The organism is Halorubrum sp. CGM5_25_10-8B, from assembly GCF_005435095.1.
Lineage (GTDB): Archaea > Halobacteriota > Halobacteria > Halobacteriales > Haloferacaceae > Halorubrum > Halorubrum ezzemoulense.
The window spans coordinates 128,612-152,865 of record NZ_SGTY01000003.1 but is presented as its reverse complement, the minus strand read 5'-3'; the positions used below and the strand labels follow the sequence as shown (position 1 = coordinate 152,865).

The window sequence follows — 24,254 nt, the reverse complement described above, 5'->3', positions numbered from 1 at the left end:
TACATAAGCGGCCGGGGGTTCGGCAGGGGGCTCGGACCGGTGCCGCGCGCGACCGATTCAGCGCGCCGGACCGGCGTCGCGGTGGAGATAGAGGTACGCCAGCACCGGAACGATCGTGAAGAGGAGCGTCGAGGCGGCCCAAACGACCGCGTAGCGGCTCCCGCGCGCCCTCGCGTCGCGGTAGATCCACACCGCGGCGGCGACGACGACGCCGTAGATCACGAGCGTGAGTGGCAGCGACCACGGGAGAGCGAGACCGAAGAGCGTCATCCGTCTCCACCGGTGAGGTCGGCGCACATGACGAAGTCCGGCTCCGCCGCGACCGGCACGCGGTTCGCGCCGGTGTCGCTGACGTGCTCGACCGTCTCGGGGATCAGCACGCGAGCGCGGTCGGCGTCCGCCGCCGCGGCGTCGGCGGCGATCGCGTCGTACAGCGCGCCCGCCGCGCCGACGTCGCGCCACGCGGCGACGCCGTAGACCGCGGTCCGCGTGGGCTCGCCGTCGACCTCGCGCTCCGTCACGCGGGTCCGGACCGCGAAGCCGGCGAGCGCGTCGGCGTCGGCAACCGCGAGCAGTCGGTCCTCGGCGGCCGCTGTCGCGAGCTCGTCGCGGGTGAGCCGGGAGCAGGCCCACGACTCGTCCGGGTCGAGCGCGAGGCCGCGCAGGCGGTCGCGGGCGGCGCTGTCGCTCCAGAACGCCCACGCCGCGTTCGGGTCGGGGTCGGGGAGACGGTCGAGACCGGCGGCGTCGCGGTCGATTGCGTCCGGGTCGGGCGCCGGCTCCGCGAACCGGAACTCCGTCGCGGGGTCGAAGCCGACCGCGCGCGACTGGCCGAGTCCCATGACGTTCCACGAGAACACCATGTTGCGGCAGACGGTCGCGCCGCGTCCGCGCGCCCAGTCGAGCACCGCCTCCGAGAGGGCGGTCCCGACGCCGTGGCCGCGCGCGGCGGGGTCGACGCGGATTCCCTGTCCCCACGCCTCCCACTCGCTGAGGAGCGCGCCCTGGATACAGCCGACGACCGCCTCGGGGTCGCCCGCGTCGGCGGCGCCGTCGCCGTCGCCCGTGACGTGCGTGTCGCCCGCGTCTCTGCCGTCAAGGTCGCCCACGTCGGCGGCGTCCGGGGGGAGCGTCGCCACGAAGGTGCCGCGGTCCGGGTCGTCGGACGCGGCCCACTCCGGGAACACGCGAGGGATGTAGTCCTCGTGGCGCTCGCCCCACGTGTCGCGGGTGAACGCCGCGACCGCGTCGGCGTCGGCCGGGCGCGCCTCGCGGACGACGACGGTCGGCGCTGCGTCGGCCTCGTCGGCTGCCTCGCTCATCGCCAGGGCCGCGACTCCTCTGTCAGCTCGCCCGCGAGGTCACGCGTCATCGCGTCGGCGGGGTCCGCGCGGTTCGCGAGCGCCCACATCAGCTTCACCTTCGCGGTTCCGGGGAGGGTGTCGCCCGCCTCGACGACGCCGGCGTCCAGCAGGTCGCGGCCGGTGTCGTACACGCGGTCGCAGACCCGACCTTCGAGGCACTGGCTCGTCATCGCGACGACAGTCCCGCCCTCGACCAGCTCCTCGATCCGCGGGATGAGGTCGGTGTGGACGTGGCCGAGCCCGGTGCCCTCGATCACGACGCCGTCCTTGTCGTCGAGGTACGCCCACGCGGCCGGGTCCATTCCGGGCGTGAACTTCACCAGCTCCACGTCGCCGTCGAGGTAGGGCTCAAGCGCGATCGCGTCGCCGTCGGCCGCGTCGCTCCCGTCGGTTCCGCCCCGCGAGCGCGGCTCGCGGTTCCACTCGATCGCAGCGTCGGCCGCGTCACCGTCGGCGCCCGCCTCCGCGGCGCGCTCGTAGTCGATCAGCCCGAGGGGCGCGGCGCCGACCGTCTCGAAGGCGTCCCGGCGCGAGGTGTGATTCTTGCGGACGCGCGTGCCGCGGTGGAGCGCGCAGGCGTCGTCGGAGGGGTCGGCGTGCATACAGACGAGGGTCTCGCTATGCTCGGCCTTCGCGGCCTCGACGGCGCACACCGCGTTCATCACGTTGTCCGACGAGGGCCGGTCCGCGGAGCGCTGGCTCCCCGTGAACACGACCGGGACGGGCGAGTCGAGCATAAAGGATAGCGCGGACGCGGAGTACTGCATCGTGTCGGTGCCGTGCATCACGACGACGCCGTCGGCGCCGGCCTCGATCTCCTCGGCGACCGCGTCGGCGAGGTCGCGCCAGATGGACGGCTCCATGTTCTCCGAGAGGATGTTCGCGACGACGCGCCCGCGGTAGTTCGCGCGCCCGGCGAGTTCTGGGACGGCGCGGAGGACGTCCTCGGCGTCGAACTGCGCGGTGACGGCGCCGGTCCGGTAGTCGACGGTGGAGGCGATCGTCCCGCCGGTGGAGATGAGCGAGACGGTGGGGAGGTCCTCGTCGAAGGTGATCCCGGAGGTGGCGTCGGCCCCGTCGTCGGTCTCGGCCGCAGGGTCGACCTCGCGGGCGGCGGAGTCCAGCACCTCGACATCGGCCGCCTCGCGGTCGATGCCGACGTTGTAGCCGCCGTCCAGCTTGACGACGAGGTGGTCGCGCGTCGTGGAGGGGAGCAGTACGCCCTCGTTGGTGACGCCCCCGCGCTCGACGCGGACGCGATCTCCCGGTTGCATACGCTCCGCTTCCGCCGGGGCGGACTTGAATCCAACCGTTCGAGGCGGCGCGACGGGAGCATCGCAAAGACGGCGAGGAAGAAGAGAGGCCGACGGCTATCGACCGAGTGCGGGAGCGGCGGGCGGCCGGGTCAGTGCTCGATGTACTCGGCTTCCCAGTCGGTCCGGGCCTCGATCTCGCGGCGGCCGCGGCGGGTCAGCGTGTAGTAGTTGGTGCGGCGGTCGCGCTGGCCCTTCTCGACGAGCCCCTTCTCGACGAGCGTGTCGAGGTTCGGGTAGAGGCGGCCGTGGTGGATCTCCTTTTCGTAGTACTCTTCGAGTTCCTCCTTGATGGCCAGCCCGTGCGGCTCGTCGAGCCCCGCGATCACGTAGAGCAGGTCTCGCTGAAAACCTGTGAGGTCATACATACGACTGCTTAGACATATTATCCGAAAATAAATAAATATACCGTTACATCTGTCCTCATACGACCAGCCGGCGGCACCTACGCCTCCGTAACCGACGGGTTCGTTCTGTCAACTCCGTAACTGTCATCCGAAATAGAGCGGGTATTCGGCGATGGGAAGTCGTTACGGTTACCTGATACGTGCCCGGAACCCGCGGCTCACAGGAACGACTGGCTGTCGGAGCAGGGCGCCGATCGGAGAGAAACCGAGCGGCTCCGATCGGGCGCGACGAGACGGAGGCGAGGCGCGATCGGATCAGGGCGTGCGAGGCGCTATCGAAGCAGGATATGCCGGACGCTGTCGGATTCGCGCTCGAAGAAGGCACGCCCGACGCGGAAAAAAGCCGCGTCGAGCCTGCCGATTGGTCCCCGCTGACGCTTCGGCCCTCCAGACGAAGCGTCACCTGACGATAGCAGGTAGAGCGTAATAAACGTGTTGTACGCCGCTCACATGTGTTCTTCTTCTAACACCCAGCCGAGCGCGCGCTTGTAGTGCGCGAACAGCTCCTCGACGCCGCGGTGGTTCATCTCTTCGTCGTCCAACTGCTCGCGCAGGAACTCGTACTGCTCTCTGATCTCCTCTTCCGAACGCATACCACTCGGTACGGAGCGGTCCCGGATAGTGTTGTGGCCGGAAGGGTGTCGAGCGGTTGACGGGGCGCCGTCGCCGAGACTCTCGCGACTGACTGAGGGCTCACCGGATCCGGAGGGTCATCGATACCACCAGACGACCACGCCGACCACGAGGAGTGCGCCGACGGCGGTCAGTACCCCGCCGAACCGCGGTGACCACCCGACCGTCGCCACGCCGAGAAGCGTCGCCACACCGAGCATCGCCGTCAGGAGACCGGTCACCAGAAATATCGCGCCCAACACGACATCGGGGACCAGCTTTGCGACCTCGTCGATGAGCAGGTCGAGTGTCTCGTCGAGCATGGGGACCGGCCGTGTTCGGCCGACGACGGTGCCGGACTAAATGCTGTCGACGGTCAGTGACGAGGAGAGGGCCTGAGGCCAAATCACGGCCGCCTGGTTACACATATGGATCGTAGTTCGACAGAGGACACCGCAAATTCCCAGCCGCGGGGCCGCGCCCGTACCGCGCAGCGCCCCACGCCTCCCCAGCCTCGCGGCTCGCGCTCTTCGAGCGCTCGTCGCCACGCGCCGCCGCGTCTTTTCGATGAGTACTGTCGCGGACACCGGCGAACGGTAACGTTGATACGTCGACCGCGGATATGAGAGGAGACGAATGGACGACCGGACTCGCGAGTACCTCCGGGGGCGGTTCGGCGACTACTACCGGTCGGTGTCGCTGTCGCTCCCCCCCGACGCGAACCTCCGCGAGTGGGGGCACATCCCGTGGACCCCCGGATCGGGGACGACGATGGTCCGTCACCAGTCGCTGTACGACCTCGGCGACGTGGACACCTTCTTCGCCGACAACGCGCCCCGGCACGCCTACTTCTCGGCCGCGCGCTACGACGACCCCGGAGCGACGACGATGGGGCAGAAGGGGTGGCGGAACGCCGACCTCGTCTTCGACCTGGACGCCGACCACCTCCCCGGCGTCGACCCCGAGACCACCTCCTACCCGGAGATGCTGGCGGCGTGTAAGGACGCGCTCGTGCGGCTGCTGGACTTCATCGACGACGACTTCGCGTTCGAAGACGTGACGGTCGTCTTCTCCGGCGGGCGGGGCTACCACGTCCACGTCCGGGACGAGAGCGTGCGGGAGTTGGACAGCGAGGCGCGCCGCGAGATCGTCGACTACGTGCGCGCCATCGACCTCGACAGCGACGGACTGATCCGGACGGTCTCCGACCGGGGGACAACGAAGCGCGTCCTCCGCACCGAGGGCGGGTGGGGCGCGCGCGTTCACGACGCGCTGGTCGAGTACGCCGACGACCTCCGCGAGATGGGCGACGAGGCCGCGCGCGAGCGCCTCATGGAACTCGACGGGATCGGCGAGGGGCGCGCGGAGACGATCCGCGGCGCGTTTGACCGGAACCCGACCGCCGTGCGCGAGGGCAACGTGGAGGCCGGCGGGCCGGGCGTCCGCCGGCTCGTCTCCGCGCTCGCCGCGCGCGTCGCCGCGACCGACGCCGCGCCGATCGACGAGCCGGTGACGACCGATACCCGGCGGCTCATCCGGCTCCCGGGGACGCTCCACGGCGGCTCCGCGCTCGTCGTCACGCCGCTCGACCGCGACGAGCTCGCCGACTTCGACCCGCTCCGGGACGCGGTTCCGGACCGGTTCGTCGGCCGCGAGATCCGGATCGAGACGGACGCGGATCGGACGGTAGAATTAAACGGCGAGCGCGTCAGAGTTGAATCCGGTAGAAACACCGTGCCCGAGTTCGCGGGAGCCTTCCTGATGGCCCGCGGCGAGGCGCGGAAAGCTCCCGAACGATGACCGACGACAAATGAACCTCGACGAACTCCGATCCGCGCAGGCGAAGGAGCGCCGGAAGGACAGCCTCCAGCACCTGCGGGACTCGTTTTACGACGACGTGGGCGCGTACGTCGCGGACCTGCGCGCCGCGCGCGACCGCCGCGCCGAGCAGGTCGAGAACCCGTTCTCCGACGACGACGTCCGCCGGCTCTCCGACGAGGTGGAGACCGCGGAGGAGGTCGCCGAGGCGCTCTACGAGCGCCGGGTCGGGAAGGTCGTCAAGCTCGCCTCCTTCGCCGCGGCCGACATGTCCGTCGACGAGGAGGGAATGACGGCCGAAGAGCGGCGGCTGTTCGACGACCTCGTCGAGCGCATCAGCGCGAACAAGTCAGCGGTGCTCGACGTGCTCGCGGGCGAGTCGCCGGTCCCGGACGAGTCCGCGACCGCGGACGGCGACGACCGGCCGCTCGGGACCGAGGAGGGGTCCTCGGCCCCCGAAGCGAGGACGCCGGACCCGAGTCGGGCAGACACCGACTCACCCGACGGTGGCCCCGAGCCGTCGGACGCGGACGCGGCTCCCGCCGACCCGGAACCCGAGCCGTCGGACGCCGCTACGGCGTCGGGCGACGCCGGCGCCCTCGCCGGCGCGATGGGCGGCGACGGGGGAGACTCCTCCGCCGACGCCGAGCCGGAGCCGAACGAGGACCGCCCGGCGCCCGACCCCGAGTCCGCGTCCGACGGCGGCGAGGGTCCGACGCCGGTGCCCCCCGAACCGGCGCCTCCGGGAGCGGTCGGGGCCGACGACGCGGCCGACGCCGACGACACGATCGGCGACAGCGCGATCGGCGACAGCGGCACGGTCCCGGGCGATCGCCCCGCGGGAGACACGGACGAGGGGGCCGACCCCGGCGCGACGACGGACGGGGGAGCGATCCCCGAGTCGCCGGCAGGGGGCGGATCGGACGCGGCTGCGGAGCCGGGTGCCGGTTCGAAGCCTGACCGGCCCACCGAGCGAGCCACGGTGCGGATCACCCGCGACGTGGGAGCGATCTTCGGCGTCGACGAGCGGGAGTACGAGCTCGCGAGCGAGGACGTGGTCTCACTGCCCGTCGAGAACGTCGATCCGCTCGTCCAGCGCGACGCCGCCGAGCGGATCGACTGACCGCGGTCGGCGAGGTCGGTCGCCCGAGTGAGTGACTCACTGCGGTCGACAGCGCCGCTCGACCGACCGACGGACACTAACGCCAGCGGCCGCTACGGTCCCTCGATGGAGATCGAGTTCCTCGGCGGCGCCCGCGAGGTGGGGCGGAGCGCCCTCCTCGTCGACGACGCGCTGCTCGTGGACTACGGACTGATGACCGCGGAGCCGCCGCAGTACCCGGTTCGCGATCCCGAGCCCGACGCGGTCGTCGTCTCGCACGGACACCTCGACCACGTCGGCGCGGTCCCCGCGCTGCTGAAGGGCGACCGCCGCCCGCCGATCCACTGGACGCCGCCGACCGGGGAGCTCGCGCGGACGCTCGCCGAGGACACGCTGAAGCTCCACGGGAACAGCCCGCTGTGCCCGTTCGGCGCCGAGCACGTCGCGCGGTTGGGCGAAGTGGAGGTGCGACACGGCTACGGCGACCCCTTCCCGGTCGCGGGCGGGATCGACGGCGGCGGCTACGAGGTGACGCTGTTCTCGGCCGGGCACATTCCGGGCTCGGCGCACGTCCTCGTCGACGACGGAGACACTCGGCTGCTGTACACCGGCGACTTCCACACCGACGACCAGCGGCTGGTCGCGGGGACGACGGCGCGCCCCGACGCCGACGCGGTGATCTGTGAGTCCACCTACGCGGACGTGACGCACGAGGACCGCGCCGCGGTGGAGTCGGCGTGGGCCGAGCGCGTCGAGCGGACCCTCTGGGAGGGCGGCACCGTCGTCGCGCCCGCGTTCGCCATCGGCCGGACGCAGGAGATGCTCCTCGTCGCGGCCGCGAACGACCTCACGCCGTACGTGGACGGGATGGGCGTCGGGGTGACGGAAACGCTCCGGCGGTACCCGTCGTTCCTCCGTGACGCCGACGCGTTCGGGGAGGCGGTCGGGCAGGCGCGCGTCGTCACGGGCCGCGACGGCCAGCGGAAGCGGGTCGCCGCCGAGAGCGCGCTGATCGTCACCACCTCCGGGATGCTCGCGGGCGGCCCGGTCCAGACGTACCTCCCGGAGATCAGGACGAGCCCGACGAACCTCGTGACGCTCACGGGGTATCAGGTGGAGGGGACGCCCGGCCGCGAGCTACAGGAGCGCGGGCAGTTGGAGCTGAACGGGCAGGTCAGGCCCGTGAGCGCGCGGGTGGCGTCGTACGACTTCTCCGCGCACGCCGACCGCGAGGGGCTGGAGTCGTTCCTCGACGCGTACCGGGACGCGCGCGTGCTGGTGAACCACGGCGACCGCTGCGAGGCGTTCGCCGCGGACCTGCGCGCGGACGGGGTCGACGCGAGCGCGCCCGAGGTCGGCGAGCGAATCGAGCTGTGAACGGGGTCACTCGTCCTCGACGACGGACGTGTTCCGGACGGTTTCGGCGTCGAGCGGAACCCCCGTTCGTCTGACGCCGGGGCCCTCTCTCGGAGCGACGTGGTTCGCTCCGTTCCACCCCGGGTGGAAGTACGCGACCCCCTGCTCGGGGAACGCGACGCCGACGATCCGCTCGTTCGACGCGTTAGTCGATAGCTGCGGCCGCACTGGACTTGACGGATTCAGGCTCGCGACAGTTTCGGACCGGAGACTCCCCTCGGAACCGTTCGCACCCGGGACGGAGTCGGTGAGCCAAACGGTCGCCTCGACGGTCGCGCGTTCCCCGCCCGCCTCGACGAAGGCGTTCCCGACGCCCGCGTACCGGACGCCGGTCACCATCGGGCTCGTCGGGACGCAGGTGACGGTGTGGACGCGGCTGAGCGAGACGCTCACCCCGCCGCCGTTCCCGTCGACCTCGAAGACGAGCGGGACTCGCTCCCGCACCGGGCAGCGCAGGGTGACGTCGACCGCGGCGGCGGCGCCCTCGTCGAGCGACGAGGGGGAGTCGACTGACTCGATCGTCGCACGTGGCGATCCGGACGGCGCGATCGATACGTCGACGTCGATGTCGTCGAGGCCGCTCCCGAACCGGTTGCGGTACTCGACGACTGCCGTCAGCTCTCCGTCGCGGACTTCGTCGGCGAGCGGCGCGTAGCCGAGGTACGCGCGCTCGTCGTCGGTGACGTTGACCGCGAGCCCGCGGTCGGCCTCCATCGCGGTGAACCCGGCGGTGCCGAATATCAGCCCGGTCGCCGCCGCGAACGCGAGCGCGATGCTCAGCGCGCGGAGCGGCCGTACGCGGGTCGACGGCGACGTAGCGACGTTCATTCTCGGCGGCGGAGTTCGGGGGGTTTCTCGGTGTTCCCCAAGCGCGTCCTGCGGCCGATGACGTGGTGGGCCACCGAGGAGATCCCGAAGACGGTGGCAGTGAACACCCCCACGTCGAGCGCCTCCAGCCCGGCGAATCCCGGTGTCCCCGTGACGACGGCGAGGAGGAGCGAGGCGGCGAGGGCCGCGAGCCCGACGTAGTAGAGGCTCCACGGGATCTCCCTGCTTCGGAGGACTTCGACGTAGATGTCGAGGCTCTCCAGCTCGGGTGTCGGCTCGACGAGGTTGGCCTCGTCGTCGACCGTCACCACGTTCACCTCCTCTAACTTCGGCAGGTGCGTGCGCTGAAGGGTGCTGTACACGTTTCGGCGGTCCTCGTACTTGACGTCCGTCGGGTCGATATCGTGTTCCCACGCGGTGACGTGCGTGGAGAGTTCGGAGACCTCGATCGGGCCTTCCGCCCGCTTGAGCGCGTGAATGACGAAGCGGCGTCGTCTGTTCGACAGGACTTCGAAGACCTCGTCTTCGGACAGTTCACCTCCGTTCTGACCCGTCTCGCGTGTCGGAGTTGTAGAGAGCATCGGTGTGAGCACCCTAATTAGGCGCCGGTCGGCCCCTCCCGCGAACCGGCGATATTCACTTGTATGTGTGATTGTATCTATCATAAATAGGTTGGATAATTAACTTGTTAATTTAAGAAAGGTGATGAGAAAACGTTCGGCTCGTTGGTTCCTCGAGAGACGGTTGAACCGCGGAGCGGAGTCCTCGCGTGTATTCAGGTAGTGTTCGAGACGCGGCGAGCGCTTCAGGTGCCAGCTTCAGCGTCTCCACGTCGGATTCAAGGTCAGCTCGATACGGGCCGCGAAGAGCGGTCGATCCGTATCGAGGCGCTCATGTCGCGTCATCGAGCCCAGCGCGTGATCGTGTCGAGAATTTCATAACGAAGTACCATGCCCCGTATGGGTTATCCGAGCGCTCCCGGCCCGGACGGCCGGGCTGCGAGGGTGCGTGAACACAGGTGAGATACGACATGGAACGGCGCAAGTTCGTGATCGGACTCGGATCGCTCGCTGCCGGCGGGGCAGCCGCAACAGGGACTGGGGCATTTACCGCAGCAACGGTGCCGCGTACTGCGGACATCGGGGTTCAGAACGACAGTAACGCCTACCTCCAGCTTAATGCCGGTGGCGCCCGTGGTGTCGGAGATAGGGTTGGCAAATCAGGCGGCGAGCTGTACATTGATTTTGATGAGGATGCGAGCGGATCTGGTGTTAACGATGACTCACGGTACCAACTCGGCGCGATGAACGATGGCGCGACTGGAGATGGTATCGACTTTGAGAGTCTCTTCGACTCAAACACCACCCCGGCTGCTGAGGGTGAAGGCGAGCCGCTCGCTACCGCTAACGTGTCTCCTCCTGTGGATCAATCGGCTTTCGTCCTCAGTAATCAGAGCGGACAAACGCTCGATATTGAGATCGGACTGAATACTTCCAGCTCGAATACTAACGCGACAGTGTACCTACAGGGGAAGGCGACCGCTATCAGCGGAAGCGGCGCCGATAGCCAGCTTGATGGTGCGACCGCGACGAACACTTCGGAACTTGACCTAAACGACGAGGACGATAGCCCTGAAAAAGACGAGGCAACTGAGGCTCTGAGTTTCAACAACGGAAATCCGCAAGACGAGGCAATCCCTCCGGGCGAGTCGGTCTACGTCTCAATCCAAGTGGACACGACTGGTGGCGAGACGGGTGCTGGTACCTTGCTAGCTGAGGAACTCGTCATCAGCGCCAACGAGGCGGCAGATCCCGGCGTGGAATAATTACACGCTCAAGTAGCCTTCGACAGCACGCGGCTACGCTGTTGACGGCTCCACTTTTCACTTCGATACGCTGCCACCCACAAAGTCTGAAAACGGTGGGACAACTCCGATTCACGGCAAAGCGAGAGTCAGTTGCGCGGCAAGGAGTTACGATAATGAGTGGAGGACGTACGGAAGATTCTATCACAACTTGGATAGCCGTCTGAAACACTAATGAAACGAATAAAACTTCTCCTCGGACTGAGTGCGACTGTCACGGGCGGCAGCGCAACGCTCGGAACTGGAGCATTTACCCCTGCTCAATGAACCGAGACGCAAACATCTCAGTCGTCAGCGACTCGCAAAGCCTCGTCGCTCTGATTCCGAACAATGAGGCTGCCGGCGTTACTAAAGCTGACAACGGCCAGTTATCGATCTCCATCGCCGATCCGGGAGTTAATGTCAACTCCATCTACCAGTTCGGTTACCTCACTGAGACGTATCCCAAGGTGACGCCGGATTGGTCCACGTTGGAAACGACGAGCAATCCGGTCGGTGCCAGTACCGACGACTTCGAATCGCCTTTCCTGATATCAAACCAGACGGATAGCACGATGAGTATCACCTTCACCTTAGATCTGACCAGCAACAGCTCGGATGCCGGTCACACGAGATTCCTGTTCGAAATCCATGATTCGAGCGAGAAACTGTCCGGAGTTCGGTATCCAGACCAGACCGCAGCACCGTCACTAGAACTCGATCCTGGCGACGCGTTAGGTGTTTCATTTGTCGTCAACTCTTATAGTGGCGACGTCGGGGACTTCTTCACCGCGTCGCTGACGGTCGAGCCCGGTGCCGTCTCCTAACCGAATTTTAATTTTCGGCTGACGATGAGACGCGTTCCGTCGTGATCTGATCCTCTTGTCGAGTATACATATGTTGATTGATAAGTATATATAGTTTATAATACGAGGCCACTGCTCGATGCCTAATTGAGGACCGATTACTTTGGTACCTCGAGATAGATCATTATATTTAATGTCGTCCCGAGCATCGACCTCTTTCCTCGCGCTCGCTGCCGTTGCGGTCACCGTCCTCCTCGCGGTCTCCACCGGCGCTGTCGTCTTGTATCAACCCATCGATCCCATCACCGACGACGTCGCTCTCCAGCCCGGCGACAACCCCTACGCCTACCTCGACGAAGGCGGCGAACTCGCGATCGACATCACCGAGGACAACCCCCGAATCGAACACGATGGGGTCAACGTCGGCGCGTTCGCCGCCCAAGAGGCGCTCTTCTATATCACCTACGACGGGAACGCGACCGCCGAGGCGTGGATCGAACACGAGGGCACGGGCGTCACCTTCGTCGTCGACGGCGAGCCGGTCGAGAGCCCCGAGCGGGCCGCGCGGCTCACGCCCGAGAACGACGCCGTCCCGGTAGGCGTCCGGATCGACACCCGCGTCGCCGGGGTCGTCCCGGGCGACCGACTCATCGACGAGATATCGGTCCACGCTAGAGCCGCGGAGCCGGAGGAACCGCCCTACGGAGAGAACCCGAGCGGCGACGGCGGCGAGGCCGACGACCCGAGCCTCACCACCGACCCGATCGTCTCGGTCGCTCGCGCGTCCCCGAGCGTCCGAGAGGTGACGCTCCGGTCGGTCGTCGGCGGGGACGAGACCGCGGTCGACCTGCGGGGGCTCCGCGTCGGCGACCCCGCGATCCGGCTCGACCGGCTGACGTTCGTCCGGGAGTCGCCCGGCGACGTCGAGTTCGCGGTGCGGGGACTGAGCGACCGGCCTGCGGAGGCGCCGCCGCCACCGCCTGGCGTCGACCCCCTCGGGTACTACGCGGTCGAGTTCGCGGAGCCCGGCCAGCCGGTCGCGGAGGCGACCGCCGAGATCGTCGTGGACCGCGACCGGCTCGCCGCGGCCGGGGTCGCCCCCGAGCGGGTCGCCGCCTACCGCGAGACCGAGACGGGCTGGGAGCGCGCCGAGATGCGCGTCGTCGACGAGGGGAGCGAGACGGTCAGGCTGCGGGCCGCCACCGAGGAGTTCTCCGCGTTCGCGGTCGCGGCCGAGCGCCCGGCGCTGGCCCCGACCGAGACGAACCTCTCCGACGAGGAGGTCGCGCCTGGCGAGCCCCTGACGGTCGCGGTCGACATCGAGAACCGCGGGCCGGCCCCCGCAAGGGACGAGACGATCCGGGTCGAGACTGCCGACGCCGAGGCGGTCGCGAGCGACGAAGCGGTCGCGGTCGATATCGGCCCGGGCGCGACGGCGACCGAGTCGGTGACGGTTCGGTTCAGTGAGCCGGGGGAGTACGACCTCGTTCTCGCGGGCGAGGCGGTCAGGACGAGAGCGACTGGGGACGGTCCGATCCTCGGATCCGTCACGGTGACGGATCAAGCGGAGGGCTCGGGCGACGATGGAACCGAGTTTGACGCCGGAGACAGAGTAGGGAACGGCGACGATGGAGCACCGGGATCGGCGGACGACGGCGGCGGGTCGAGTCCGGAGCTGTCCGAGTTCGATCTCAGCGACCTCGCGGGGCTCGCGGCGCTCGTCGGGATCGTCCTCGCGACGCTATTCCTAGTTCGGCGCGCGCCGCGGTGATCGCCGTGGGTAGCGGTCGAGACAAGAGACGCGAGAGAAGAGCCGGACCGCGAGGCTAACGTTCCTACTCCCCGCCGTCGGTGTACGCCCAGTCGTCGAGGACGCGCTCGGCGGCCGCGTTCGCCTCCGCCGGGGAGGGGCAAGAGCCGTCGACGACCTCTTCGGAGAGTTCGCCCGCGAGGTCGTACACCGCGGCCCCGTCGGCGCGCTCGGCGACGCGCTCGAAGGTGGGCCGGTAGCCGGCGGCGGCGCGCTGACCGATCTCGTCGAGCGAGGCGTCGATGGTGTACTCGAGCTGACGGACCGCTTCCTCAGGTTTCATATCCAATTGTCCGACTCCGACCTACTTAAATGTACTCGGATTCGGAACTGAGTTAATTTCGACTCGCGCCCCGCGTCGAACCGACGTTTATACTCCGCGGCGGCGTCGACTGGGCGCATGACCGACGCAGACGAGCGCGGCGCCGATTCGGGCGGGCGGGAGGAGGTCCCCGCTCCCGCGGCCCGCACGGACGACGTCGACGAACGCGCCGCGGTCGCGAAGCGTGCCGCGGAGGCGGGCGCCGCGGTGGCGAACGAGGGCTTCCGGAGCGACATCGCGGTGGAGACGAAAGGCGAGGACGACGTGGTGACCGAGGCGGACCGCGCCGCCCAGCGCGCCGTCATCGAGTCGATCCGCGAGTCGTACCCCGACGACGCGGTCGTCGGCGAGGAAGAGGACGAGCGCAAGACGGTCCCCGAGTCGGGCCCCGCGTGGGTGATCGACCCCATCGACGGAACCCACAACTACGTCCGCGACATCCGCGTGTGGGCCACCGCGGTCGCCGCCGTCGTCGACGGCGAGCCGGTGGCGGCGGCGATCGTCGCGCCCGCGCTCGGCGACACCTACATCGCCGACGCCGAGGGCGCGTACCGCAACGGCGAGCCGATCGCGGTGAGCGGCGTGACCGAGACCCGGCGCGCGACCGTCGACCCGACGATCTGGTGGGAATACGACGCCCGCGACGAGTACGCCCGCGCCTGCGAGGCGATTGTCACCCGCTTCGGCGATATGCGCCGGCTCGGCGCGGCGCAGGTGGTCCTGCCCACCGTCGCCGCCGGCGGGCTGGAGGGGACGATCACGAACGTCGCGGCGAACCCGTGGGACACGGTGGCGGGCGTCTTCGCGATCCGGCAGGCCGGCGGGCGCGTGACGGACTTGGACGGGAACCGCTGGCGGCACGACTCGACCGGGCTGGTCGCCTCGAACGGCGCACTCCACGACGAGGTGCTCGCGGCCGCGAACGAGATCGAATCAGACTGATAAGCGGAGTCCGTAGTCGTTGCTGGTCGGTGCCGAGTCGTTAGGTGATAAATCGAGGTCGCCGATCGGTGGATAGCCGCCGTATCCGTTCAGTTATAACTGGCTGATAGCGGATCGACGGCGAACACCGCCGAAGCCACAGTCGCTTGTTTATAAATGACTGGTGGCGGATCGACGGCGAACACCGCCGAAGCCCCAGTCGCGAGGACGACGCACGCTCGTTGCGCTCCTCGCTCGTTCGCTCCGCTCACTCGCTGCGGTGCTTACGTCGCCTGCGTCGTCCTCGCGACTGCCCCTTCGAGTCCCGCCCCGCACCGCCCGCGCCTCACGCCTCCCCAGCCTCGTCGCTCGCTTCGCTCGCGACTCCCTCGCGCGTGCTCCTCGCGGCCGCCGGAGGCGGCCACTCGGAGGCACGCGCCACGGCATCGTGTTGGGTTGTCGAGGGCCCGGCCGCGTCTCGGAGCCGAGGGTTCAACTTCGGGGCCGGCGAACCCCGTCGCATGTACGCGGTCGTCGGCTGTAACGAGTGCGCCAACATGTGGCTGGTCACGGACCCGGAGACGAGCGAGACGGCGAAGTGCTCGCGGTGCGGCAAGACCCACCGGACCGCCAAGCTCAAGCGCTTCTTCGAGTCCGAGGAGCGCGCGGCGGCCCGCCAGGCGCGGTCCGCGCTGCTCGCCAAGAAGCGCGGCGACAGCGCGGCGTTCGCCGAGGTGGACCACGTCGCCGACCTCGAGGCCGCCGTCGAGGACGCCGGCATCGGCGACCGCGAGTACCTCGAGTCGTCGGGCATCGACGCCGACGCCGTCGACGAGGCCGCCTCGCGCGCCGAGGGCGGCGGGGGCGGCTCCCGGAGCCGTACCGAGGTCGTCCGGGACGCGGTCGACGCCCTCGACGACCCGACAGAGGCGGTCGTCGTGGAGCGCGCCGCGGCCGACGGCGTCCCCGCCGACGCGGCCCGCGAGATCCTGACCCGCCTCGCGCACCGCGGCGAACTCACCGAGTCGAACGGGCGGTATCGCCTCCTCTGAGCTCGGTTCCAAGCGCAGACGCCGACTGGACAAAGCACTTATATGACGCTCGTGAGGGGTCGCGTATGGAAACCCGCACGGCCCTCCTGGCGGCGGCCGCCGCCCTCCTCGTCGCGAGCGCGGTCGGCGCTGTCGCCGTCCCCGGCGCGATCACCGACCCGCGGGAGACGAACGAGCCGCCCGGCCGGATCGACGTCGCCGGCGCGACCGTCGCGCCCGGCGAGGTGCGCGGCGAGACCGCCGAGCTCCGGCTCGGCACCGACCTCCGCCACCGTGGCTCGACAGTCGAGAACGTCACGGTCCGCCACCGCGCGATCGGCAGCGAGTCCGGCCTCCTCGTCGACGAGACCACGGTCGACGTGGGCGACGTCGACTTCGAGGGGGAGCAAACGGTCAACGGCACGGTCGACGTCGAGCGCGAGGGCGGCTACCGCATCGTGACGGTCGTCTTCGCGGACGGCCAGCGCCGCGAGGAACAGACCACTCGCGTCGGCGGCGTCGCGGCGCTCACGCCCGACTACGCGGACACGAGGGTCGGCTTCACCGACGGGACGGTCTGGCCGACGGTCGCCGTGAGCGTCACCGAGGCCGACAACGAGACGGCGACGCTGTCGGCGTCGATTTCCGTGACGAACCGCGGCGACGAGCCGAGCGACGACGTCGACCTCCGGCTCTACCTCCGGCAGGCGGAGTCGAACGTGATCGCCGGGGAGGCGACGGAGACCGTCGGCACCGTCCGCCCCGGTCGCACCGACACCGTGACGGCGACCGTCGAGGTGCCGAACGGCTACAACTACTACGTCGACGCCGCGCTGTTCGACGACGACGTGCTCGTCGACGAGACGCAGGGCGTCGCGAACCTGAACCCGCAGGAGACCCTCTCCGCGAACGAGACGGTCCGCGACGTGCAGTTCACCGTCGAGGACTTCGAGCGCGGCGAGGGGGGCGTCGGCGGCGACAGTGCCGGTGACGACGGAGCGACGCGAGACGGCGGCGCCAGCGGCGACGCGACGCCCGGTTTCGGCCCGCTCGTCGCGCTCGTCGCGCTCGTCGTCACGGCGCTGCTCGCACGGAGGCGACGATGACTGACGAACCGCCGCGTGCTGATGCGACCGACGAACCGCCACGTGACGGCCCGAGCGACGACCGCGCGACTGCCGACGGCGACCGCACCCGCGACCCACCACAGCCAATGACAGACGACACCGACGCGACCGACCGCACGGAAACGGGTCCCGACCGGACGGACCCGGAAGAGACCGACACGGACTACTGGACAGAGCCGGCCGGCTCCGGCGGCTTCGGCCGCCTTTCGACCGACGACCTCCGCGGGCTGCTCGACCGCGTCGGGCTGGCAGTGCTGTCGCTGCTCGCGGTCGTGGCTGGCTGGGGGTTCTACAGCCAGTCCGGCAACGCGATCCGCACGTGGTTCGATCCGGCCTACCAGTCCGTGGCGCTCGCGGTGTTCAACCTCGCGGTCCTGCTCGTCGCGCTCGCGGGCGTGGCCCACCAGCTCCGTCGGATCCGCTCGGCGGAGTCCGGCGGGTCCGAGTAGACCGGCGCCGGAGACAGCCGGCGACGACGAGCCGGCCCGCTACTCATCGGGGATCTGCTCGGTGTCCGTCGGGATTTGTTCCACCTGCCCCGCGAGCGTCGCGGCGTCGCCGGCGACGGTGGAGGGCTCGACGCCGGCCTCGCCCGCGACCAGCCTGACGTGTGCGGCGAGCAGCGCGAGCGCGCGGAGTCCCGCCCCCTCCGGGTCGTCGTCGGTGCGCTGGGCGAACGTGGTGTCGACCTCGCCGTCGCGGACGACGCCGACGTGGACCGCGTCGATGTCGTCGCCGTCGAGCAGGTCGCGGGCGCGGGCCAGTTCTGCCTCGAAGTCGTCGCTCGCGGGGGCGTCCGCACCGCCGGCGGCCGCGGATCGGTCGTCGTCGCCGGCGGCCTTGGAGACGGACTCGTCGGAAGCGGGGTCGTCGCTCATGTCATTCCCTCGGACGAGCGAGGTGAAAAGCGCGGCGACGACTTACACGAGACGTCCGAGGGACGAGCGGAGAGGAGGGCGGAGCCGCGACAGGGCGGGGTTACTCCTCGGGCTGGGATTACTCTTCGGGTCGGGGACGCGCGATGAACAGCGCCTCCTCGATGGTGAACGGGTCGTACGTCGACTGGTGGCAGACGCAGTACGAGCCGTCGGCGGCGTCGTAGCGGGCCGACTCCTCTAGCTCCTTGTAGCCCGGAATACAGCAGAAGTGGGTACAGACGTTGAGGTACGCCATGAACCCCCGATCGGTCGAGGCCTGGAGCCACTCGTCGTTCTGGGCAGCCTCCTCGATCTCCGGCGAGCGGATCACGATCGCGTTGAGGTTCGTGTCGGAGTCCTCGGAGCGCCACGTGGTCATCGCCGGCTTGCCGACGCCGTCGCTGCCGATCCCGTTCCCCCACTCCTCGTAGTCGTCGAAGTCGTCGATGTGGATCCGGTCGCCGCCCGAGTAGGTGTTCGACTGCCAGTCGTACGGCGGGCCGCTCGCGGCGCGGAACAGGTTGTCGGACTCGAAGTTCGGCTGGACGTTCTCCTGCGACTCGACGCCGCAGTACTGGAACCACGCGCCGGAGTAGGTCGTCCCGCCGAGCTCCTCTTGTGCGACCTCGATCTCCTGTCCCTCCTGGGTGATGGTCGTCGTCTCGGGCCAGATGCCCTCAATGTACCCGTCGTCGTTGACCTGAACGGGGATCTGCGGGAGCCCGCGGGGCGCCGGACCGCCGGTCTGCGCGATGGTCTTCGCGATCGTCGACCCGCCGCCGACGCCGCCGGCGGTCGTCAGGGTGTTCACGGTCGCCGACCCCATCGCGCCGACCCCAGCGAGGGCCGCGCCGCCGACGACGCCCTTCACGAAGCGTCGCCGCCCGGACTCAGACGGATACTTATCGGACGCACTCATGCTCGCTACTGAGGTTGGATCGGTAAAAAGGGTGACGAACCCTCCACAGCGGCGAGAATCGGAGCCATTCCGGGTCGACGGCGACGCTTCGGAACCGGGCCGCGCCCGGGACCGACGAGTCGCCGCCGCCATCGCCTCCGGCCGGGGTCGGCAAGGAACGTTCGTGATCGAATTTACTCGGAACCGGGGCAAGCATTCGTCTAGCCCACGGATTTAACCGATCCCGACCGAACTGTCTGTGGTATGAAGTTGCATAATCGGGACGTGCGGACGGACGTTCGAGAACTCGGGGCGCTGGTGGGAGACGTCCTGGCCGCACAGGCGTCGACGGACGCGTACGAGACGGTCGAGACGCTGCGGAACGCGGCGATCGATTACCGGCGGGGAGACGCCGCGGACCGGGCCGCCCTCCACGAGGCGGTCGCCGACCTCTCGACGACACGCGAGGAGGTCGTCGCCCGCGCGTTCACGACGTACTTCGAGCTCATCAACCTCGCCGAGGAGCGCGAGCGCGTCCGCGCGGTCCGGAACGCCGACGACGGGACCGCCCTTCACGACTCCTTCGACGCGACGATAGCCGAGTTCGCCGAGGCCGGCGTCGACGCAGACGAACTGGAGGAGCTGCTCGCCGACGTGCTCATCGAGCCGACGTTCACCGCTCACCCCACGGAGGCCCGGCGGTCAACCGTGAAGTCCAAGCTCCGCTCGATCGCGAACCACCTCGGCGAGCTCGACGAGCGCAACCTCACCGACCGCGAGCGGCGCGCCGTCTGGCGCGACGTCACCGCCGAGGTAACCAGCCTGTGGGGCACCCGACAGGTCCGCCAGCGGGCCCCCGAGCCGGAAGACGAGGCGCGCAACGTCCAGTGGTACCTCGAGAACACGCTGTTCGACGTCGTCGGTGACGCCTACGAGGAGTTCGAGGAGACCATCTCGAAGGAGTACGACGACGTCGACTGCCCCAAGCTCTTCGAGTTCCGCTCGTGGGCGGGCTCCGACCGCGACGGCAACCCGTTCGTCACGCCCGAGGTGACCGACGAGACGCTCGAACGCCAGCGCGAGGTCGCCGTCGAGAAGTACCGAGACCGCTGTAAGCGGCTCTCCGCGGTGCTGAGCCAGGACGGCGACCGGTACGCCGACGGCGACGCGCTCGCGGAGTCGCTCGCGGCCGACGCCGAGCGGTTCCCGACCGTCGTCGAGGAGGCGCGCGAGCGGTACCCCGACGAGCCGTACCGGCAGAAGCTCCGGCTGATGCGCGAGCGCCTCGACCGCGTCAACGACGTCCGGCCGGGCGAGTACCCCGACGGCGACGCGTTCCTCGACGACCTCGACGTGATCGCCGAGTCGCTCCGCGAGGACGGACAGGAGTCGGTGCTGGAGTCGTTCGTCGAGCCGTTCCGCCGGCAGGTCGACACGTTCGGGCTCACGCTGGCGTCGCTCGACCTGCGCGACCACCGCGAGAACCACACCGAGGCCGTCGCCGAGGCGGTCGCGGCCGAGGGCGTCGACTACGCCGAGATGGACGAAGACGAGCGCGTCGACTTCCTCACCGAGGCGATCCTCCAAGAGGACCCGGTCGTCGACGTCGACGAACCCGGCGACGTCTCCGAGACGACGGAGCGCGTCCTCCGACGGTTCGCGTCGTTCGCGGGCTGGCAGGACGAGTACGGCCAGCAGGCGATAGACACCTACTGTATCTCGATGACGGAGGAACCCAGCCACGTGCTGGAGGTGCTCTTCCTGGCCGACCAGGTCGGTGTCGTCTCCTTACCCGACCACTGCGCGGTCGACGTCGTCCCGCTGCTCGAGACCGAATCGGCGCTCAACGGGGCCGAGCGCATCCTCGGTACCCTCTTCGAGAACGAGGCGTACGCGGCCGCGCTGAAGGCACGCGACGAGGTCCAAGAGGTCATGCTCGGCTACTCCGACTCCAACAAGGAGAACGGATTCCTCGCCGCGAACTGGGACCTCTACGAGAACCAGCGCCGGATCGCCCGGTTCTGCCGCGAGGAGGAGGTCACCCTCCGGCTGTTCCACGGCCGCGGCGGCTCCATCTCGCGCGGCGGCGGCCCGATGAACGAGGCGCTGACCGCGCTCCCGAACGAGACCGTCACCGGACAGGTGAAGTTCACCGAGCAGGGGGAGGCGATCGCCGAGAAGTACGCCAACCCGCGGATCGCCGAGCGCGAGCTCGAACAGATGCTGGACGCCCAGATCCGCGCCCGGAAGGAGGCGAACGAGGAGCCGGTCGAGAACGTGCCGGACCGCTGGGTGGAGGCGATGGAGGTCATGGCGCCCGCCGCCCGGGAGACGTACCGGGACCTGCTGAACAGCGACGGATTCGTCTCCTACTTCGAGCAGGCGACGCCGATCAGCGTCGTCGAGGACCTCAACCTCGGCTCCCGGCCCGCCTCCCGCTCCGGCGAGCGCAGCGTCGAGGACCTCCGCGCGATCCCGTGGGTGTTCTCGTGGACCCAGACGCGGCTCATCCTCCCCGGCTGGTACGCGATCGCCTCGGGGATCGACGCCTACCTCGACGAGGTCGGCGAGGAGGAGGGGATGGAGACGCTCCGCGAGATGTTCGACGAGTGGCCGTTCTTCCGGACCACGCTCGACAACGCCTCGCTGGCGCTCGCGCGCACTGAGCCGGAGATCGCCGCCGAGTACGCCGACCTCGCCGACGACGAGCTCCGCGAGCGCTTCTTCCCCGAACTCGTCGACGAGTACGAGCGCGGCCGCGAGCTAGTGTTGTCGATCAGCGGCCGCGACCAGCTGCTCCGCCGCGAGTGGCTCGAAGAGAGCCTCGACCGCCGGAACCCCTACGTCGACCCCCTGAACCTCCTCCAGGCGAACCTGCTCGGACGCACCCACCGCACCGACGAGGAGGAGCGCACCCTGCGGCTCACCGTCAACGGCATCGCCGCCGGGATGAAGAACACCGGATAACTCGGGGTCGGTCGCTACCAGACGATCTCGTCGCCGACCGCTACCGTTCCCGACTCCACGATGCGGGCGTCGAGCCCGCCGCGACCGTCGAGCGCGGTCACCGCGTCGGACTCCTCCGCGAGATCGGCCATGTAGCCGCAGGGCTCGCAGCGACCCGTCCCCTCGACGGTCGCTTCGCCGACCCGGAACCGCTCGCCGACGAGTTCCCTGAGGTCGACACCACGCGTCGTGACGTTGCGCCGGTGCGCGCCCGCCTCTAGGTCGACGCCGTGTTCGGCGGCCGCGGCCGCAAGCGTCTCGGCCTCAATCAGCGTGATGTCGCTCGGCTCCAACTCCGACTGCTCGTTGTAGATCCCGTCGCCGTCGAAGTAGCGGTCGCCGCGGAGCCCGCGGTCCGCGACCGCCTCGACCGCCTCCCGGGGCTCCGGGTCGCCGCCCGTCCCAGAGGCGACGTGAATTCGTTCGACCGTGCCGACGCGTGACTCCGTCATGCGCGACTCACGCCGGCACTCCGAGACGCGGGATCAAGAAGGTAGCGGGGGAGCGACCGAAGGAGAGCGTCCGAGGAGAAGAAGGCCGACGCGTATGTGTCGAGTTACCCGATGTCAGATTTTGTATAGCGGTGTTTGGTTTACGACGTGCGCAACGGGCGAACTCGCGAGACGAAGCAGCCGCTTGCGAGACGCGTGCGATGTGACCGAGAAAGCAGTCGCTACGGCGGTAAAGCGGCCAGAAACAGAGATATCGGTTTACGCGTAGCGTTCGAGTTCCGGACGGTCGAGGTCCTCGAAGACCTCGGTCGCGACCTCGGAGAGGAACGCCTCGCCCTCGTCGGAGAGGCGGCGACCCTCGCCGGAGGCGGTCGTGACGAGCCCGTCCTCTTCGAGCGCCTGGAGCGACGAACGGATGAGCTTACGCGAGCCCCCCTCGTGCTCGCCGGGGCGGACGATGTAGCGATTGGAGCCGCGCTTCTTCGAGCCGTACTCGGTCGCGAGCCGCTCGATGCCGATCGGCTCGTTCTGCGCGACCTTTCGCAGGAGGCTCGCGGAGCGGACGTACCAGAAGTCGTCCTGCTCCGGCGGGAGCTCCTTGCCCGCGCCGCTTTTGGCGAACTCGACCCAGTCGGGCTCTTCGATCCGGTCCTCGAGGCGGGCGGCGACGGCCTCGATGAGGTCGTCGGCCGGCACGTCGTAGATGGTCACCATTGGGTGTCGATTCACGCCAGCGTCGTTTAAAAGCATCGTATCGCGAACGACCCGTGTGAGCCGTTTTCACGGGATTGCGGGCCGCTGCGGATGACTCACGGTTCGGTGAGCGTGCCGGTCAGCGGCGGTCGCGGCGCTACTCGGCGTACTCGTACTGGCGCTCGTTCATCCGCCCCCAGCCGGTGAAGACGAACTCCCCGTCGGGCTGGGTGAACTCCTCGACCTCGCGCCCGAGGTCGGCGTCGTACTCGTGGACGTCGTGGACGTCCTCGTACTCCTCCCACGTCAGGTCGTAGCGGGCGTCGAGCTGGTCGTCGATGTCGAGCCTCTCGATCTCGGCGCGCCACCCCTCTCGGATCGTCTCGGCGTGGATCTCGGCCTGCGCGCCCGAGCCGTAGGAAGCGACGAGTAGCGTGTCGCCGACGAACTCGCGGTCGCGGGTCAGGGCGTCTCGGAGGGCGCTCACGCGGGCAATGTGGACCGAACTGGTGTACCAGTTGCCGACCTCGCGAGAGAGGCCGAGCGTCGGCTCGACTGCCGTGTCGTACCACGTCTGGTACTGCTCGGTGGTCTTTAACTCGTCCATGTACCCGCGGATCGCCTCCTCGTAGGCCTCCCGGTCGTCGTACTCGCCTTCGCGGGGCTGGCGGCCGATCTCGTCGGCGAGCGCGTCCTCGTGTGCTGTATCGCGGATGACGTGACGGTAGGCGAGGAGCGCCGCCTTCCGGACCATGCCGGGGAACGGCGTGTGGAACGGCGCGTACGCGAAGTCTTCCAGCTCGATGTCGTCCGTGACGGACTCGTAGTCTTCGAGGGCCTCGCGCATCCGGGAGAGGTACACCTGGACCGACCGCTTCCCGTCGACGCTGGGGAACTGCTGGTTCGGCTTGAGGAAGTCAGTCTCGTCCTTCGAGCCGTACCCCTGATCCGTCGAGAGCTCGACGATCGAAGGGTCCTCGTCGATCAGCATCGCGACGGCGCCGGCGCCCTGCGTCGCCTCGCCGGGGTCACCGCGAGCGTACAGCGCCGTGTCCGTGGTGATGACGAGCGCGGGGCGGTCACGGTTCCGGCCGGCGCGGATCCAGTTGTACGCGTCGTCAATGGCCTGCGTTCCGGCGAGGCAGGCGAACTTGCGCTCGCCCTTGTTGGCGTGGGTGAAGTCGCCGTCGTACACCTGTTCGAGGCAGCCGGCGATGTACGTCGACACGGGCTTCGAGTGGTCGAACGCCGACTCGGTGGCGACGTCGATCCGGCCGACGTCCTCGGGTTCGAGCCCCTTCCGGTCCATCAGCCCCTTCGCGGCGTTCGCACCCATCGTGACGATGTCCTCGTACACGTCGGGGAACGAGGAGTTGGTGAGCCCGAGCCCCTTCGTGTACTTCTCGGGGTCGTCGCCCTTCTCCGGCGCGAACGTCCCCGGCAGATCGAGTTTGAGCTTCCCGGTCCAGATCTCGATGCCGTCGATCCCGACTGCGGTCATACACGGACGTTCATGCGGCCGGCATATGGCTTTGTCGATGAGAAGTACGTTGATTGTGGAACACAGG

Annotated in this window: 25 protein-coding genes; 11 read left to right on the top strand and 14 right to left on the bottom strand. The window is 68.9% G+C overall.

Annotation, left to right across the window (positions count from 1 at the left end):
• Positions 1-57: 57 nt before the first annotated feature.
• The 6 genes from EXE51_RS03895 to EXE51_RS03875 form a co-directional block, all read right to left on the bottom strand.
• Positions 58-270, bottom strand: a complete 213-nt coding sequence (locus tag EXE51_RS03895) for a hypothetical protein (protein WP_049930351.1) — start codon at positions 268-270, stop codon at positions 58-60.
• Positions 267-1,322: a GNAT family N-acetyltransferase gene (locus EXE51_RS03890; protein WP_137692057.1), complete on the bottom strand. Its 1,056-nt coding sequence runs from the start codon at positions 1,320-1,322 to the stop codon at positions 267-269. Before EXE51_RS03890 ends, EXE51_RS03895 begins: the two co-directional genes overlap by 4 nt.
• Positions 1,319-2,638, bottom strand: coding sequence for a Glu-tRNA(Gln) amidotransferase subunit GatD (gene gatD, locus EXE51_RS03885; protein ID WP_137692056.1), 1,320 nt, complete (start codon positions 2,636-2,638; stop codon positions 1,319-1,321). The genes EXE51_RS03890 and gatD overlap by 4 nt, the downstream gene beginning before the upstream one ends.
• 131 nt (positions 2,639-2,769) lie before the next feature.
• Positions 2,770-3,045 (bottom strand): PadR family transcriptional regulator, encoded by a 276-nt coding sequence (locus EXE51_RS03880; RefSeq protein WP_004597247.1) that lies wholly within the window; start codon positions 3,043-3,045, stop codon positions 2,770-2,772.
• Positions 3,046-3,530: 485 nt separating this feature from the next.
• Positions 3,531-3,677 carry a hypothetical protein gene (locus EXE51_RS17675; RefSeq protein WP_167373080.1) on the bottom strand — a complete coding sequence of 49 codons (147 nt, stop codon included), beginning with the start codon at positions 3,675-3,677 and terminating at the stop codon, positions 3,531-3,533.
• A 117-nt stretch (positions 3,678-3,794) separates the two neighbouring features.
• Complete coding sequence (locus EXE51_RS03875) at positions 3,795-4,019, bottom strand: hypothetical protein (protein WP_049930346.1); 225 nt, start codon at positions 4,017-4,019, stop codon at positions 3,795-3,797.
• 313 nt (positions 4,020-4,332) lie between these two features.
• Between EXE51_RS03875 and priS the strand changes: the two genes are divergently transcribed.
• The 3 genes from priS to EXE51_RS03860 all read left to right on the top strand — a co-directional run bounded on the left by priS (position 4,333) and on the right by EXE51_RS03860 (position 7,993).
• A complete protein-coding gene (gene priS, locus EXE51_RS03870; protein ID WP_089308324.1) occupies positions 4,333-5,496 on the top strand; it encodes a DNA primase small subunit PriS in 1,164 nt (387 codons plus the stop codon).
• Between the two features lie 10 nt (positions 5,497-5,506).
• Positions 5,507-6,637: a hypothetical protein gene (locus EXE51_RS03865; RefSeq protein ID WP_086219392.1), complete on the top strand. Its 1,131-nt coding sequence runs from the start codon at positions 5,507-5,509 to the stop codon at positions 6,635-6,637.
• Positions 6,638-6,742: 105 nt separating this feature from the next.
• A complete protein-coding gene (locus EXE51_RS03860; RefSeq protein WP_089308326.1) occupies positions 6,743-7,993 on the top strand; it encodes an MBL fold metallo-hydrolase in 1,251 nt (416 codons plus the stop codon).
• A 6-nt stretch (positions 7,994-7,999) separates the two neighbouring features.
• Here EXE51_RS03860 and EXE51_RS03855 read toward each other — a convergent pair whose 3' ends face one another.
• Positions 8,000-8,860, bottom strand: coding sequence for a hypothetical protein (locus EXE51_RS03855; RefSeq protein ID WP_086219390.1), 861 nt, complete (start codon positions 8,858-8,860; stop codon positions 8,000-8,002).
• The gene (locus tag EXE51_RS03850; RefSeq protein WP_049930337.1) at positions 8,857-9,441 is read right to left on the bottom strand and encodes a transcriptional regulator; all 585 of its coding nucleotides are present in this window, start codon (positions 9,439-9,441) and stop codon (positions 8,857-8,859) included. The genes EXE51_RS03855 and EXE51_RS03850 overlap by 4 nt, the downstream gene beginning before the upstream one ends.
• Before the next feature lie 449 nt (positions 9,442-9,890).
• Between EXE51_RS03850 and EXE51_RS03845 the strand changes: the two genes are divergently transcribed.
• The 3 genes from EXE51_RS03845 (at position 9,891) to EXE51_RS03835 (ending at position 13,280) form a co-directional block, all read left to right on the top strand.
• Positions 9,891-10,685, top strand: a complete 795-nt coding sequence (locus EXE51_RS03845) for a hypothetical protein (RefSeq protein WP_137692055.1) — start codon at positions 9,891-9,893, stop codon at positions 10,683-10,685.
• Positions 10,686-10,987: 302 nt separating this feature from the next.
• The gene (locus EXE51_RS03840; RefSeq protein ID WP_049930333.1) at positions 10,988-11,530 is read left to right on the top strand and encodes a hypothetical protein; all 543 of its coding nucleotides are present in this window, start codon (positions 10,988-10,990) and stop codon (positions 11,528-11,530) included.
• A gap of 172 nt (positions 11,531-11,702) precedes the next feature.
• On the top strand, positions 11,703-13,280 hold the full coding sequence (locus EXE51_RS03835; RefSeq protein WP_137692054.1) for a hypothetical protein: 1,578 nt from the start codon (positions 11,703-11,705) through the stop codon (positions 13,278-13,280).
• A gap of 64 nt (positions 13,281-13,344) precedes the next feature.
• Here the strand turns inward: EXE51_RS03835 and EXE51_RS03830 are convergent, their stop codons facing one another.
• Positions 13,345-13,602 (bottom strand): hypothetical protein, encoded by a 258-nt coding sequence (locus EXE51_RS03830; protein ID WP_049930330.1) that lies wholly within the window; start codon positions 13,600-13,602, stop codon positions 13,345-13,347.
• 117 nt (positions 13,603-13,719) lie between these two features.
• On the opposite strand from EXE51_RS03830, the gene EXE51_RS03825 reads away from it, so the two are divergent.
• The 4 genes from EXE51_RS03825 (at position 13,720) to EXE51_RS03810 (ending at position 17,169) form a co-directional block, all read left to right on the top strand.
• Complete coding sequence (locus tag EXE51_RS03825) at positions 13,720-14,583, top strand: inositol monophosphatase (RefSeq protein ID WP_137692053.1); 864 nt, start codon at positions 13,720-13,722, stop codon at positions 14,581-14,583.
• A 500-nt stretch (positions 14,584-15,083) separates the two neighbouring features.
• Positions 15,084-15,614 carry a DUF5817 domain-containing protein gene (locus tag EXE51_RS03820; RefSeq protein ID WP_137692052.1) on the top strand — a complete coding sequence of 177 codons (531 nt, stop codon included), beginning with the start codon at positions 15,084-15,086 and terminating at the stop codon, positions 15,612-15,614.
• Positions 15,615-15,679: 65 nt separating this feature from the next.
• Positions 15,680-16,699: a PGF-CTERM sorting domain-containing protein gene (locus EXE51_RS03815; protein ID WP_137692051.1), complete on the top strand. Its 1,020-nt coding sequence runs from the start codon at positions 15,680-15,682 to the stop codon at positions 16,697-16,699.
• Positions 16,696-17,169 carry a hypothetical protein gene (locus EXE51_RS03810; RefSeq protein ID WP_049930323.1) on the top strand — a complete coding sequence of 158 codons (474 nt, stop codon included), beginning with the start codon at positions 16,696-16,698 and terminating at the stop codon, positions 17,167-17,169. The genes EXE51_RS03815 and EXE51_RS03810 overlap by 4 nt, the downstream gene beginning before the upstream one ends.
• Before the next feature lie 39 nt (positions 17,170-17,208).
• Here the strand turns inward: EXE51_RS03810 and EXE51_RS03805 are convergent, their stop codons facing one another.
• A complete protein-coding gene (locus EXE51_RS03805; protein ID WP_049930320.1) occupies positions 17,209-17,598 on the bottom strand; it encodes a hypothetical protein in 390 nt (129 codons plus the stop codon).
• Positions 17,599-17,716: 118 nt separating this feature from the next.
• On the bottom strand, positions 17,717-18,556 hold the full coding sequence (locus tag EXE51_RS03800) for a ubiquinol-cytochrome c reductase iron-sulfur subunit (protein WP_137692050.1): 840 nt from the start codon (positions 18,554-18,556) through the stop codon (positions 17,717-17,719).
• Between the two features lie 243 nt (positions 18,557-18,799).
• Between EXE51_RS03800 and ppc the strand changes: the two genes are divergently transcribed.
• A complete protein-coding gene (ppc, locus tag EXE51_RS03795) occupies positions 18,800-21,502 on the top strand; it encodes a phosphoenolpyruvate carboxylase (RefSeq protein WP_089308332.1) in 2,703 nt (900 codons plus the stop codon).
• Positions 21,503-21,516: 14 nt separating this feature from the next.
• Here ppc and EXE51_RS03790 read toward each other — a convergent pair whose 3' ends face one another.
• From EXE51_RS03790 to hmgB, 3 genes are all read right to left on the bottom strand, one after another.
• Positions 21,517-21,993, bottom strand: a complete 477-nt coding sequence (locus EXE51_RS03790) for an MOSC domain-containing protein (protein WP_094521430.1) — start codon at positions 21,991-21,993, stop codon at positions 21,517-21,519.
• Positions 21,994-22,251: 258 nt separating this feature from the next.
• The gene (locus EXE51_RS03785) at positions 22,252-22,707 is read right to left on the bottom strand and encodes a 30S ribosomal protein S19e (RefSeq protein WP_049930313.1); all 456 of its coding nucleotides are present in this window, start codon (positions 22,705-22,707) and stop codon (positions 22,252-22,254) included.
• A gap of 136 nt (positions 22,708-22,843) precedes the next feature.
• Positions 22,844-24,187 carry a hydroxymethylglutaryl-CoA synthase gene (gene hmgB / locus EXE51_RS03780; RefSeq protein ID WP_049930312.1) on the bottom strand — a complete coding sequence of 448 codons (1,344 nt, stop codon included), beginning with the start codon at positions 24,185-24,187 and terminating at the stop codon, positions 22,844-22,846.
• Between the last annotated feature and the right edge of the window lie 67 nt (positions 24,188-24,254).